A 13,021-nucleotide genomic window follows, 5' to 3' on the forward strand; every position below is an offset into this window, starting at 1 on the left:
GGGAGGATCGACGGCCCGAGGGGTGACAAGTGTCATGGTCGTAGCCTGGGCCGCATGGTGAACTCGACCGAGGCGGATCCGCCCGTGCGCGCGGGCCGCGGCGTCGCCGTGACCTGGTGGTACACGGTCGCGTCGGCCGCCTCCTTCGTGGTGATCGTCCTGGCCGTCTGGTCCGTGGCGGTGCTGAGCGCCGAGGCCGAGGAGTGGCGGAAGGGGGCCTACTTCCTGGGCGCGGCCGCCTGGGTCGCGGTGTTCTCGCCGACCGCGCTCGCGTACCGGCGCGCCGACCGCGAGGGCCCGGTGCGCCTCCGGGCCGCGCCGACCCTGGTCTTCTGCCTCGGAGTGGCGGCCGCCGCGCTCACCGGCACGGCCGCCGGGAGCCTCGCGCTCGGGCTCTCGCTCGCCGCGACCCTGGTCGCCGTGCTGCCCTGGCAGAGCGGGGTGCGGCTCCGGGTGATGGTGCTCTGCACGATCGTCCTCGCGGTCGCGGCGGTGCTCGAGCAGACGCGCGCGGCGCCGGACGCGTCGGCCGCGCTCTCGACCCTCCTGCTGTTCGCGACGCTGCTGCCCCTGACGGTCGTCAGCGCGCTGTGGTGGTGGGACATCGTCCGCGAGCTCGACCGGGCGCGCGCCGCCGAGGGCCGGCTCGCCGCCGCCCAGGAGCGCCTGCTGCTCGCCGGCGACGTGCACGACCTCCAGGGGCACCACCTCCAGGTGATCGCGCTGCAGCTCGAGCTCGCCGAGCGCCTTCTCGGCAGCGACCCGGAGGCCGCTCTCGAGCAGCTGCGCGCCGCCCAGCGCTCGGTCGACGGCGCCCGCACCGGCACCCGTGAGCTCGCCACGCGCTTCCGCAGCGTCCCGCTCGCCGACGAGCTGGCCAACGCCGCCGACCTGCTCCGCTCGGCCGGGCTCCGCGTCGAGCTCGAGGTCGACTCGGCGGCGGCTCACGCGCCTGCCGAGACGCTCGGGCCGGTGGTCCGCGAGACGACGACGAACATCCTCAAGCACGGCGGCGGCTCCAGCGCGCGGCTGCGGCTCGCGCGGGAGCAGGACGAGTGGCGGTTCGAGGCGGTGAACGACCTGGCACCGGACGCGGAGGAGGCGGACGGGACCGGCTCGGGCGTCCTCGGCATGGCGGAGCGGGTCGAGCGGGCAGGGGGGACGCTGCGCGCCGGGGCGGTCCGCCGCTCCTTCGAGCTGGACGCGCGCCTGCCGGTGGGGAGCGACTCGTGATCCGGGTGCTGATCGCCGACGACGAGGACATGATCCGCACGGCGCTGGCCGCGCTCCTCCGCCTCGAGGAGGACCTCGAGATCGTGGGCGAGTGCCGCGACGGCGAGCAGGCGGTCGCGGAGGCGCTGCGCCTGCAGCCCGACGTGTGCCTGTTCGACGTCGAGATGCCCGGGCTCGACGGGATCGAGGCGGCGGAGCGGCTGCGCCGGGTCTCGGCGACGCGGGTCGTGGTCGTCACCCGGCACGCGCGGCCGGGGGTCCTGCGGCGAGCGCTCGGAGCGGGCGTCAGCGGCTTCCTGCCGAAGTCGCGCCGGGTCGAGGACGTCGCCGAGGTGATCCGTCAGGTCGCAAGCGGACGCCGCTACGTCGATCCGGAGATCGCCGCCGACGCCCTGGCGAACACGCGCAGCCCGCTGACCGACCGGGAGCTCGACGTGCTCAGCGCCGGCTCCCGCGGCGAGACGATCGGCGAGATCGGCGCGGCGCTGCACCTCTCCTCCGGCACCGTCCGCAACCACGTCTCGTCGATCCTCCGCAAGCTCGACGTCGACACCCGCCAGCGCGCGGTCATCGAGGCCCGCGAGCGCGGCTGGATCTGAGCGCAGGCGCCGCGACGGCAGCCACTCCGCAGAAGTCGTCGCACTCGCGCTCGAGTGCGACGACTTCTGCGTTCTCGCGAGCGCCGCTGGGTCAGGCCGTCGGCGTCCAGATCCGCATCGTCGACGGTCCGCGGTTCGCCCAGCGGTGGTACGGCCGGAACTCCGCCTCGAAGCGGCGCCCCTCCTCCACCGGCACGGAACCGTAGGGCCAGCCGGGAGCCGCCTCCCGCGCCACCAGGGACACGCGCGCTCCCTCCGCCGTCACGACGGGCGGCACCGAGGCGTCGACCGCGATGTGCTCGGTGTCCAGGCCCTCGGGCAGGTCGAGCGACTCGATCGCCAGCACGAACGGCCCGCGCTCGAGGGCGACCTGGCCGCGCACCGCGTCGATCCGGGGGTGCGGGGCGACGAAGCGGGCCGTCATCGGCAGCGAGAGCCGCACGGTGTCGCCGGCGGAGAACGCCCGGCGGACGGTGACGGTCGGCGTCGAGACCGGCTCGCCGTCGAGCAGCGCCGAGCCCCGCGCGAACGGCGGCACCCGCAGCGTCAGCGCGAACTCCGCGTCCTCGAGGATCCGCACGACGATCTCGCCGTCGGCCGGGTACTCCGTCTCGACGCGCAGCGCGACGCCTCCCGTGCGCACCTCGTACGCGCCGTACTGGTGGAGTTGCACCCCGTCGTCGGTGGCGGTCGCGAAGCCGAGCTCGACGCTCGCGAGGGTGCGGGCGGTGTTGGTCGGGCAGCACGAGACCCAGAACCAGGGCGCGCGGAGGCTGGACTGCGCGCGGTCGGTCTCGCGCGACTCGTCCGGCGCCACTCCGTCGACGCGCTGCTGCAGCGTGTTCGTGTAGAAGAAGGCGCGGCCGTCGTCGCGGGTGGCGGGGAGCACCGCGTTCAGCAGCGTCCGCTCCATCAGGTCCGCGTAGCGGTGCTCGTTCGAGCCGAGCAGGAGCCGCCAGCTGAGCATCGTGGAGCCGATCGCCGCGCAGGTCTCGGCATAGGCGCGATCCGGCGGCAGCTCGTAGTCGGCGCCGAACGCCTCGTCCTGGTGGTGCGAGCCCATCCCGCCCGTGACGTAGGTGCGCCGCTCGACGGTCGCCTCCCACTGGCGGCGGACCGCCTCCTCCAGCTCGGCGTCGCCGGTCTCGACCGCGACATCGAGAGCCCCGGAGGCGAGGTAGAGGGCGCGCACCGCGTGGCCGCGCAGCACCTCCGCGTCGCGCACGGGCACGTCGTCCTGGAAGTACTCGGCGCCGAACGCGATCGGCTTCAGCGTCCCCGTCCCGCGCCGCTCCACGAAGAGGCGGGCCAGCTCGAGGTAGCGCTCCTCCCCCGTCGCCCGCGCCAGCTCGGCGAGCGCCGGCTCGATCTCGGGGTGGCCGCACACGGCGACCCTCCCCTCGGGCCCGAACTCGCGGTGCACGTGGTCGGCGAGGCGCCGGGCGACCTGCGGCAGGAGGTCGTCGTGCCCGGTGCGGAGCCGCGCCACGGCGGCCTGGATCAGGTGCCCGAAGCTGTACAGCTCGTGGCCCCACTCCAGGTCGGAGTAGCGCGCACGCTGGCCGGGCCGGCCGAAGCTCGTGTGCAGGTAGCCGTCCGGGTCCTGGGCGGAGGCGACCCGCGCGACGAGGTCGTCGTACCGCTCCTGCAGCCCGGTGTCGTCGCTCCGGCCGAGCTCCCAGGCCATGGCCTCGAGGAGCTTGTAGACCTCGGAGTCCACGAACTCGATGCCCGCGTGCGCGTCGCCGCCCTCGGCGGACGAGATCGAGCCGTCGGCAGCGCGGTCGAAGTTGCCGGCCCAGCCGACGCGCTCGATCCACGAGCGGCAGTGCTCGATGACGGCGGAGGAGTTGAGGTCCTGGTAGTGCTTCCAGAAGCCGCCGGTGAGGCTGATCTCGTCCTGGCGGAGCGGCCGGAGCACGCTCCGCGAGGGGGCGACCGGGCCGCCGAGGGCGGTGGCGGTGGGGGCGGTGAGGGTCACGGTGTCTCCTTGGAGGGACGGGTCAGTCCTTGACGGCGCCGGCGGTGACTCCCGCCGAGACGTACCGCTGGGCGACGACGAGGAGGACGGCGGCCGGGAGCGAGGCGACCACGGCGGTCGCCATGATCGAGTTCCACTCCTGGTTGTTGTTGCCGATGTACTTGTAGATGCCGAGGGTGATCGGCTGGAGCTTGCCGCCGCTGTCGAGCGTCGAGGCGAAGATGAAGTCCGACCAGGCCCAGAGGAACGCGAACAGCGAGACGGTGACCACGGAGTTGCGGCTGATCGGCATGATCACCGAGGTGAAGGTGCGCCAGGCGCTCGCTCCGTCCATCCGCGCCGCCTGGGTGAGCTCGTCGGGGATCCCCGACATGAAGGCCGTGAAGATCAGCACGCCGAACGGCACCGCGATGGTGGAGTCGGCCACGATCAGGCCCGGGATCGAGTTGAGCAGTCCCAGGTTGAGGTAGATGGCGTAGAAGCCCATCGCCATGATGATCGCCGGGATCATCTGCGCGATCAGCAGCACGAACGAGAGGGCCTGCCCGCCGCGGGGCCGCAGCTTCGCCAGCGAGTAGGCGGCGGGAGCGGCGATCGCCACGGTCAGCAGCACCGTTCCGAGGCCGACGACGAGGCTGGTGCCCAGGTAGGGCAGCTGCTCGCTCAGCACCGCCTGGTAGCCGGTGAACGTGGGCGAGAACGGGAACCAGTCCGGCGGATCCTTCCGCATCGAGCCGGTCGGAGTGAGGGAGACGTTGATCATCCAGTAGACGGGGAACAGCATGACCGCCGTGAGGGCGATCCCGACCACCGTCAGGTACCAGGGGCGGCGGGCGGTCACGAGTCGGCCTGCTTCCGCTGGACCCGGATGTACACGAGGCCGAAGACGAGGGCCAGGATGATCAGCAGGTTGCCGACGGCCGCGGCCGGTCCGAAGTCGGGCAGCATCGAGCCGAAGCCGAGCTGGTACGTCCAGGTGGCGAGCGTGGTCGAGGAGTCGGCGGGGCCGCCCTTCGTCATGATCCAGATGATGTCGAACACCTTCAGCGTGTAGACGAGGCCGAGCAGGATCGTGATCGCCGACACCGGCCGCAGCAGCGGCAGCGTGATCCGCCAGAACTGCTGGGCGCCGGTCGCGCCGTCGAGCGAGGCCGCCTCGTAGAGGTCCTGCGAGATGTTCTGCAGGCCGGAGTAGAGGATCACCAGATTGAACGGGATGCCGATCCAGATGTTCGCGATCAGGACCGCGATCAGCGAGGTGGTCGGCGAGGTGAGCCAGTTGATCTGGCCGATCCCGAACGACTCCAGGAACGCGTTCACGATGCCGGAGTCGCTGTTGAGCATCCACGACCAGGTCGAGGCCGAGACGATCAGCGGCAGGAGCCACGGCACCAGGAACAGCGCCCGGAGCGTGCTCGCGAGCGGGAAGCGGCGGTAGAAGAACACGGCGAGCGCCAGCCCCAGCGTGAACTGGAAGAGGAGCGAGACGCCGGTGAAGATCGCCGTGTGCAGCAGCGCCGGGCCGAAGGTCGCGTCCTGGAACACCTGGACGTAGTTGTCGAACCAGACGAAGGGCGCGTTCCCCTGCACGAACGAGCGGACCGTGTAGTCCTTCAGGCTCAGCTCGAGGTTGCGGTAGAGCGGGAACGCGTAGAAGACGAGCAGGTAGGCGACGAGCGGGGCGAGGAACGCCCACGCGACCAGGCGGCCGCCCTCGGGGCGCCGGCGGCGCCGACGGCTCTCGGCGGCCGGGGCGGGCGGGGCCGGCGGCTCGGTGCCGCGCCGCAGGAGGCGGGCGGTCTCGGTGGCAGTGGTCATGGTCTCTCCCGTCCCCCCGGCCGGTGCGCGGAGCACCGGCCGGGGGGACCTCGTTCGGGGAGCGGGAGCCCCCGGTCGTCCTACTTCGTGGCGGATTCGGCGGCCGACTGGGCGGCCTTCAGGGCGTCCTCGGGAGACTGCGAGCCGCTGAGCACGGTCTGCACCGCGCCCCACAGCTGCTCCGAGATCTTCGGGTACTTCGTGCCGAGGTCGTCCGAGGTGCGGCCCTTCGCGGCCTGCACGGCGGTGACCCACGGCTCGAGGTCGGCGTTGCCGGCGACCTGCTCCTGCTGCGCCTCGGCCGTCGGCGCGATGTACGAGAGCGTGTTGTCGGTCGTGACCAGGCTCTCCGTCGAGGTCAGGCACTCGGCGATCTTCTTCGAGGGCTCGTAGCGCGCCGTGTCCGACTGCACCGGGAGGGTGAGGAACTCGCCTCCCGTCGGTGCGGGGGCCGCTCCGCCGTCCTTCGACGGGATGGTCAGGACGCCGTAGTCGATGCCCGAGGCCTTCGCGTTGGCCAGCTGCCAGGTGCCGTTCTCGCCGAACGCGTACTCGCCGGTCTCGAACTCCTGCCAGCTCGTGGTCTGCGTGTTGCCGATCACAGAGTTGGGCGCGTAGCCCTTCTCGAGCCAGTCGCTCCAGAGCGAGACGGCGTCGACCGCGGCGGGCGAGTCGAGGTCGGTCAGCTCGGCGCCGGAGCCCCAGAACCACGGCAGGAACTGGAAGGTCCCCTCCTCCGTGCCGATGCCGGAGAACGTGATGCCCTTGCCGCCGGAGGCGGTGACCTTCTCGAGCGCGTCGGTCAGCCCGGCCCAGTCGGTGATGGAGGCGGCGTCGACGGCGGCGTTCTCGAGCCCGGCCTTGTTGTTGTGGAACGCGAGCGTGTTGGCGCCGTTCGGCACGCCGAAGGTGTAGCTGCCGGTCTGACCGGCCGCGAGGATGTTCGCGTCGATCCCCTCGGTGGAGAGCCCGGACTCGGCGGTCGTGGTCAGGATGCCCGACTCCGCGAGCGTCGAGACAACGGGGTTGTCGACGAGCAGGAGGTCGGGCGAGTTGCCCTGCTGACCGGCGAGCAGCGCCTTGTTGGTCAGGTCGGTGGTGTCGTAGCCGGTGCGCTCGACGGTGACGCCGGCCTCGGTCCCGCAGGAGTCGATGAGCTTCGCCCAGTCGGACGACTCGTCGAACTGGGGGTACGGGTCCCAGAACGTGTAGCTGCCTCCCGCGGCGGAGCCGGAGTCTCCCCCGGAGCCGCTCGCGCAGCCGGTCAGTGCGGCGGCGGCCGTCCCCAGCAGGACGGCGGCGGCGAGGCCCCGAGCGTGCTTCCTCGTCTTCACGGATGATCCCTTCGTCGTTGACGGATTCCTCGGCAGTCGTCCCGATCGTCTGCGCCGGGCCGAAACTACTTTTTGTCGGGTAAACCTAGGCAGGGGCGGTCAGCGCGTCAAGAGATGCGACCTTTTCGGTCTTTTCGGTTTTTCGCCGGAGTCGTGCGAGGATCGACGCGGCGGCCCGCCGGGCCCGGAACGGAGGCGCGGTGCCACCACGCAAGCCCACCGGCACCATCACGCTCACCGACGTGGCGGCCGCCGCCGGCGTCTCGATCGCCACAGCCTCCAAGGCGCTCAACGGCCGCGACCAGGTGCGCGCCGAGACCCGCCAGCGCGTGCTGGACGCCGCCGAGGCCCTCTCCTTCACCCCGAACCCGTTCGCGCAGGCCCTCAACTCCCGGCGCACGGGCACCATCGGGATGCTCACGAACGACCTCGACAACCGCTTCGTGCTCCCCGTGCTGCTCGGCGCCGAGGACGCGTTCGGCGCCGGATCGACGTCGGTGCTCCTCTGCGACGCCCGCGGCGACTCGATCCGCGAGCAGCACCACATCAAGAACCTGCTCGCCAAGCGCGTCGACGGGATCGTGGTGCTCGGCCGGACGACGAACCCGCGCCCCTCGATCACGCGCACCATCCCGGTGCCGGTCGTCTACGCCTATGCGCCCTCGGAGGATCCGCGCGACTCCTCCTTCACGCCCGACAACGTGCAGGCCGGCGTCCTCGCCGCCCGCCACCTGATCGAGCGCGGACGGACGAGGATCGCTCTCGTCAACGGCGAGCCGAGCTACACCGCCGCCCACGACCGCGCCCGGGGCGTCGAGCAGGCGCTGACGGAGGCGGGGCTGCCGCTGGTCGGCGGCGGCGTCCTCTTCGGGCAGTGGTCCGAGAGCTGGGGCCGCCAGTGCGCCGAGACGCTGCTGCGCGCGCATCCGGACCTCGACGCGATCATCTGCGCGAGCGACCAGATCGCCCGCGGCACGCTCGACCACCTGCGCGAGACCGGCCGGCGGGTGCCGCAGGACGTGGCCGTCGTCGGCTTCGACAACTGGGACCTCCTCGTCGAGGCCGCCCGCCCGCCGCTCTCGAGCATCGACATGATGCTCGACACGCTCGGCCGCGCCGCCGCGGAGGAGCTCTCGAACGCGATCCACGGACGTCCGACCGCAGGCGTGCAGGCCATGCCCGTCCGCCTCGTGCCGCGGGAGTCCTCCGGCTGACGCCCCCGCCCTCCGCGAGAACGCGGACGTCGTCGCACTCGAGCTCCGGAACGACGACCCCTGCGTTCCCGCGACGTGCCGACCGGGGCTCGCGGAATCGGATGTTGACGCCGCGCTCTCGGATGTGTATTTTCCAGTTATACGAATAACCGAGACCACGAGGAGGTGGGTCATGGCCGGACGGACGGCGACGATGAGGCAGGTCGCGGAGCGCGCCGGCGTCTCCCAGGCCACCGTGTCCCTCGTGCTCAACAACGCTCCCGGCAACCGCGTCACCGAGGCCACCCGAGCCCGCGTGATGGAGGCGGTCGAGGATCTCGGCTACCGCACCAACGCCTTCGCGAAGTCGCTCCGCAGCGGGCAGTCGGGCATGATCGGCTTCGTCTCGGACGAGGTCGCCAGCTCCCCCTTCGCCGGCCGCCTGCTGAAGGGCGCGCAGATGCGGGCCTGGGAGAGCGGCCACATCATCCTCAGCGTCGACACCTTCGGCGAGCGCGCCCTCGAGGAGTCGGCGATCGACATGATGCTGTCGTACCGCGTGCTCGGCGTCATCTACGCCTCGATGTACCACCGCGTCGTCGAGGTGCCGGAGGCGCTGGGGGACGTGCCCACCGTGGTCGTGAACGCGCAGTCCGCCGGCGGGCGCTTCTCGAGCGTCTTCCCGGACGAGGAGGAGGGCGGGTACACCGCCACCAGCCAGCTGACGGGCGCCGGCCACCGCCGCATCGCCTACATCGACATCCAGCCCGCCGACAGCGACCTCCCTGCGGGTGTCGGACGGCGGGCGGGCTACCGCCGCGCCCTCGAGGAGGCGGGCCTCACCGTGGACCCCCGCCTCGTCCGGCACGGCTCCGGCGGCACCGTCGAGGACGGCCTCGCGCTCACCGCGGAGCTCCTCGACGAGGCCGATCCCCCCACCGCGATCTTCTGCGGCAACGACCGCACCGCCTGGGGCGCCTACCGGGCTCTTGAGGCGCGCGGCCTCCGCGTGCCCGAGGACTGCTCCATCGTCGGCTTCGACGACCAGGAGACCCTCGCCTCCTACCTCGACCCCGGCCTCACGACCGTCGCGCTCCCCCACGAGCGCATGGCCCGCGACGCCGTCTCCCTCCTCCTCGCGGAACCGCGCGAGGAGCCCCGACCCCATCCCATCCATTGCTCACCGGTCCTCCGCGGATCGGTGACGAGTGCAGAGGTGCGCGCATGACGACGATGAAGTCCGCCCCCGGGATCCCCCGGCCACGGCGAATCCTGAGACCGAGGCAGCGCCTCCGCTCAGCTGCGAGGCGCGCCCTGCGCTCCTGGCAGTTATACGTACTACTGACCCCGGCGCTCGTCTTCGTGGCGCTGTTCAAGTACTGGCCGATGTACGGCGCTCAGATCGCCTTCCGCGACTACAACCCGTCGCTCGGCTTCTCGGGCAGCCCGTGGGTGGGCTGGGACAACTTCACCCGCTTCGTCTCGTCGTTCCAGTTCGGGCGCCTGATCGAGAACACCCTGACGGTGAACGCCCTGGGGCTGCTCATCGCCTTCCCGGTGCCGATCGTGCTCGCGCTGATCGTCAACCAGCTGCAGAGCGAGCGGTTCAAGAAGTTCACGCAGACGGTGCTCTACTCGCCGTCCTTCATCTCGGTCGTCGTGGTCGTGGGCATGATCCACCTGCTCTTCTCGCCGCGGTCCGGGATCGTGAACAGCGCGATCGTCGCCCTCGGGGGAGAGCCGGTGTTCTTCATGGGCTCGCCGGACTGGTTCCGGCCCCTCTACATCGGCTCCGACATCTGGCAGAACGCCGGGTTCTCGATGATCGTCTACCTCGCCGCCCTCACCGCGATCGACCCGGCTCTGCACGAGGCCGCCCGCGTCGACGGAGCGAGCAAGTGGCAGCGGATCCGCCACATCGACATCCCGGGCATCCTGCCGGTGATCACGATCCTGTTCATCCTGGCGATCGGCAATCTCTTCAACCTCGGATTCGAGAAGGTCCTGCTCATGCAGACCGACCTCAACCTCCCGACCTCCGAGGTGATCCAGACCTACGTCTACAAGGCGGGGCTGCAGCAGGCGCAGTTCAGCTACTCGGCCGCCATCGGCCTCTTCAACTCCCTGATCAACCTCGTCCTGCTGGCGACCTTCAACCAGGTCGCCCGCCGTGCGGGCCAATCGAGCCTCTGGTGACGACGCCATGACACAGACCATCCACCCCGACCGCGCCGTCCGCGAGCCGTCGGCACCGACTCCCCCTCGCCGCACCGCCCCGGCGAAGCGCACCGGACGGTACGCGGACCCCGTGTTCAACACGATCGCGATCGCCGTCCTGCTCCTGGCGATCGTCGCGATCGTCTACCCGATGTACTTCATCGTGATCGCCTCGTTCAGCGAGCCGTCGCAGATCCTCAACGGGAACGTCTGGCTCTGGCCGGCCGGCTTCACTCTCGAGGGCTACGGGCGGATCTTCTCGGACGGCGCGATCTGGCAGGGCTTCGGCAACTCGGTCCTGTACACGGTCGTCGGCACCGCGATCAGCGTCAGCACGATCCTCTGCGCGGCCTACGCCCTGTCGAGGAAGGACCTCTACGGGCGGACCGTCTTCCTCCTGATCTTCATCCTCACGATGTTCATCGACGGAGGCCTGATCGCCCGCTACCTGGTGGTGCGCGACCTCGGGATGCTGGACACGATCTGGGCCGTGGTCCTGCCCGGCGCGGTCGGGGTCTGGAACCTGATCATCGCCCGCGCCTTCTTCGAGAACAACGTGCCGGGCGAGCTGCGCGACGCCGCTCAGATGGACGGCGCGAGCGACTTCCGCTTCTTCTTCAGCATCGTCCTGCCGCTGTCGAAGCCGCTGATCTTCCTCATGATCATGATCCACCTCGTGGCCAACTGGAACGCCTTCTTCGACGCCCTGATCTACCTCGACGACGAGAGCAAGTACCCGCTCCAGCTGGTGCTGCGCAACGTCCTGATCCAGTCCGAGGTCACCTCCGCAGGCGGCTCCGGAGCGATGGACTCCTACGCCGCCGCCCAGCGCCTGGGCGAGCTGATCAAGTACGGAATGATCGTCGTCTCGACGATCCCCCTCTTGATCGTCCTGCCCTTCATGCAGAAGCACTTCACCAAGGGCGCCCTTCTCGGCGCCGTGAAGAGCTGACCCTCCACCCCTCCCGCACCACCCTTTCGACAAGAGGAACACGAACGATGAGACACCGCAGTTTCTTCACCACCACCGCACTCGCCCTCTCCGGCGGACTGCTCCTGGCCGGCTGCACGACCGGCGGCGGGAACGACCCCGTCCAGGACCGCTCGAGCGAGGTCGGCTTCAACGAGACCGGCCTGCCGATCGTCGACGACACGCTGTCGCTGACCTTCGGCGGCACCAAGTCCGCCCTGTCCCCCGACTACTCCTCGATGCAGCTCGTGCAGCAGTGGGAGGAGGACACCAACATCTCGATCGACTGGAAGAACCTCCCCGAGCAGGTCTACGCCGAGAAGAAGAACCTCCTCCTCGCCAGCGACGACGTGCCGAACGTGCTGTTCAACTCGGGCCTCACCGACGCCGAGATCGTGCAGTACGGCGAGAACGGCACGCTCCTGCCCCTCGAGGACCTGATCGAGGAGCACGCGCCGACCCTCTCCGCGATCCTCGAGGACCGGCCCGACATCCGCGCCGCGCTCACCGCCTCGGACGGCCACATCTACACGCTGCCCTCGGTCGAGGAGCTCGGGATCCTCCAGTACCCGAACTTCCTCTTCATCAACACCGCCTGGCTCGACGCACTCGGCCTCCCGATGCCGACGACGATCGAGGAGTACCGGGCCGCGCTCGAGGCCTTCAGAACCGGCGACCCCAACGGCAACGGCAAGGCCGACGAGATCCCGCTGTCCTTCCGCACCGACTCCTTCTGCGGCAACCCGCACGACCTGATCGCGGCGCTCGGCGGCCAGCCGGAGAACAACGACCACCGCATCGTGGTCGACGGGAAGGTGCAGTTCACGGCCGACACCGACGGCTACAAGCAGGGCGTCGAGGCGCTCTCCGACTGGTACGCCGACGGGCTCATCGACCCCGAGTCGTTCTCGCAGGACGACGTCGCCTTCCTCTCCAAGGGCAAGGCCGACACCCCGGTCCTCGGCTCCTTCTTCTGGTGGGAGGCGAAGGAGATGGTCGGCGAGGACCGCCTCGGCGACTACGCGATCCTCGGCGTGCTCGAGGGCGTCGACGGCGAGAAGCGCGCCAGCGTCACCAGCAACCAGGAGATCAACCGCGGCGCGATGGCGATCACCCGCTCCAACGAGTACCCCGCCGCCACGATGCGCTGGGCCGACCGCCTCTTCGACCCCGAGATGAGCGCCCAGAGCAGCTGGGGACCCCTCGGCGTCACCCTCCAGAAGGACGAGGCCACCGGCCTCCTCGTGCAGATCCCCGCCGCCGCCGGCGAGGCCGAGGGCGAGCGCCGCCAGAAGGTCGCCCCGGGCGGCCCGAAGATCACCACCGAGAAGGACTTCGAGACCGTCGTGGCCCCCGAGCCGCGCGCGAAGGAGCGCCAGGACCTGGTGAACGAGTACTACCTCCCCTACAAGGCGAACGACGCCTACCCGCCGGTGATGCTCTCGAACGACGAGCTCGACCGCGTCTCGTACGCGCTGACCGACATCAACACCCTGGTGAAGGAGAAGTTCGCCGCCTGGATCGTCAACGGGACCGTCGACAGCGAGTGGGACTCCTACGTCTCGCAGCTGGAGTCGATGGGCGCCTCCGACGTGACCGCGACGTACCAGCAGGCCTACGACCGCTTCCAGAACGGCGGCGAGTAGTTCCCGGGGGCGCGGGCGGCAGCCGCCCGC

General features: G+C 70.7%; 11 protein-coding genes. 7 read left to right on the forward strand and 4 right to left on the reverse strand.

Annotated elements, in window-relative coordinates; translation table 11 throughout:
• The first annotated feature begins 54 nt into the window (after positions 1-54).
• Positions 55-1,233, forward strand: a complete 1,179-nt coding sequence (locus C5C74_RS01255) for a sensor histidine kinase (RefSeq protein WP_104350843.1) — start codon at positions 55-57, stop codon at positions 1,231-1,233.
• Positions 1,230-1,832 (forward strand): response regulator transcription factor, encoded by a 603-nt coding sequence (locus C5C74_RS01260; RefSeq protein ID WP_104237744.1) that lies wholly within the window; start codon positions 1,230-1,232, stop codon positions 1,830-1,832. The genes C5C74_RS01255 and C5C74_RS01260 overlap by 4 nt, the downstream gene beginning before the upstream one ends.
• A gap of 91 nt (positions 1,833-1,923) precedes the next feature.
• Here C5C74_RS01260 and C5C74_RS01265 read toward each other — a convergent pair whose 3' ends face one another.
• From C5C74_RS01265 to C5C74_RS01280, 4 genes are all read right to left on the reverse strand, one after another.
• Positions 1,924-3,813, reverse strand: coding sequence for a glycoside hydrolase family 127 protein (locus tag C5C74_RS01265; protein ID WP_104350827.1), 1,890 nt, complete (start codon positions 3,811-3,813; stop codon positions 1,924-1,926).
• Between the two features lie 22 nt (positions 3,814-3,835).
• Positions 3,836-4,654, reverse strand: a complete 819-nt coding sequence (locus tag C5C74_RS01270; RefSeq protein ID WP_104222699.1) for a carbohydrate ABC transporter permease — start codon at positions 4,652-4,654, stop codon at positions 3,836-3,838.
• The gene (locus tag C5C74_RS01275; protein ID WP_104309306.1) at positions 4,651-5,631 is read right to left on the reverse strand and encodes a carbohydrate ABC transporter permease; all 981 of its coding nucleotides are present in this window, start codon (positions 5,629-5,631) and stop codon (positions 4,651-4,653) included. The genes C5C74_RS01270 and C5C74_RS01275 overlap by 4 nt, the downstream gene beginning before the upstream one ends.
• Before the next feature lie 80 nt (positions 5,632-5,711).
• Positions 5,712-6,965 carry an extracellular solute-binding protein gene (locus C5C74_RS01280; protein ID WP_104350844.1) on the reverse strand — a complete coding sequence of 418 codons (1,254 nt, stop codon included), beginning with the start codon at positions 6,963-6,965 and terminating at the stop codon, positions 5,712-5,714.
• A 200-nt stretch (positions 6,966-7,165) separates the two neighbouring features.
• Between C5C74_RS01280 and C5C74_RS01285 the strand changes: the two genes are divergently transcribed.
• From C5C74_RS01285 to C5C74_RS01305, 5 genes are all read left to right on the forward strand, one after another.
• Positions 7,166-8,179 (forward strand): LacI family DNA-binding transcriptional regulator, encoded by a 1,014-nt coding sequence (locus C5C74_RS01285; protein WP_104225800.1) that lies wholly within the window; start codon positions 7,166-7,168, stop codon positions 8,177-8,179.
• 172 nt (positions 8,180-8,351) lie between these two features.
• Positions 8,352-9,386: a LacI family DNA-binding transcriptional regulator gene (locus C5C74_RS01290; protein WP_104268803.1), complete on the forward strand. Its 1,035-nt coding sequence runs from the start codon at positions 8,352-8,354 to the stop codon at positions 9,384-9,386.
• Entirely contained in the window at positions 9,383-10,354 is a 972-nt protein-coding gene (locus C5C74_RS01295; protein ID WP_104350845.1) for a sugar ABC transporter permease, read from the forward strand. Before C5C74_RS01290 ends, C5C74_RS01295 begins: the two co-directional genes overlap by 4 nt.
• 7 nt (positions 10,355-10,361) lie before the next feature.
• Complete coding sequence (locus C5C74_RS01300) at positions 10,362-11,327, forward strand: carbohydrate ABC transporter permease (protein ID WP_104268804.1); 966 nt, start codon at positions 10,362-10,364, stop codon at positions 11,325-11,327.
• A gap of 47 nt (positions 11,328-11,374) precedes the next feature.
• Complete coding sequence (locus tag C5C74_RS01305) at positions 11,375-12,991, forward strand: ABC transporter substrate-binding protein (protein WP_104288931.1); 1,617 nt, start codon at positions 11,375-11,377, stop codon at positions 12,989-12,991.
• The last annotated feature ends 30 nt before the right edge of the window (positions 12,992-13,021 follow it).

Origin of the sequence: Rathayibacter sp. AY1E8 (assembly GCF_002931415.1) — a bacterium.
In the GTDB taxonomy this organism is placed as follows: Bacteria; Actinomycetota; Actinomycetes; order Actinomycetales; family Microbacteriaceae; genus Rathayibacter.

What these genes read in the sequence shown, in the direction of transcription:
- C5C74_RS01290 (WP_104268803.1), top strand. Translation starts at nt 8,352, where the DNA reads ATGGCCGGACGGACGGCGACGATGAGGCAGGTCGCGGAGCGCGCCGGC.
- C5C74_RS01300 (WP_104268804.1), top strand. Translation starts at nt 10,362, where the DNA reads ATGACACAGACCATCCACCCCGACCGCGCCGTCCGCGAGCCGTCGGCA.
- C5C74_RS01295 (WP_104350845.1), top strand. Translation starts at nt 9,383, where the DNA reads ATGACGACGATGAAGTCCGCCCCCGGGATCCCCCGGCCACGGCGAATC.
- C5C74_RS01255 (WP_104350843.1), top strand. Translation starts at nt 55, where the DNA reads ATGGTGAACTCGACCGAGGCGGATCCGCCCGTGCGCGCGGGCCGCGGC.
- C5C74_RS01275 (WP_104309306.1), bottom strand. Translation starts at nt 5,631, where the DNA reads ATGACCACTGCCACCGAGACCGCCCGCCTCCTGCGGCGCGGCACCGAG.
- C5C74_RS01305 (WP_104288931.1), top strand. Translation starts at nt 11,375, where the DNA reads ATGAGACACCGCAGTTTCTTCACCACCACCGCACTCGCCCTCTCCGGC.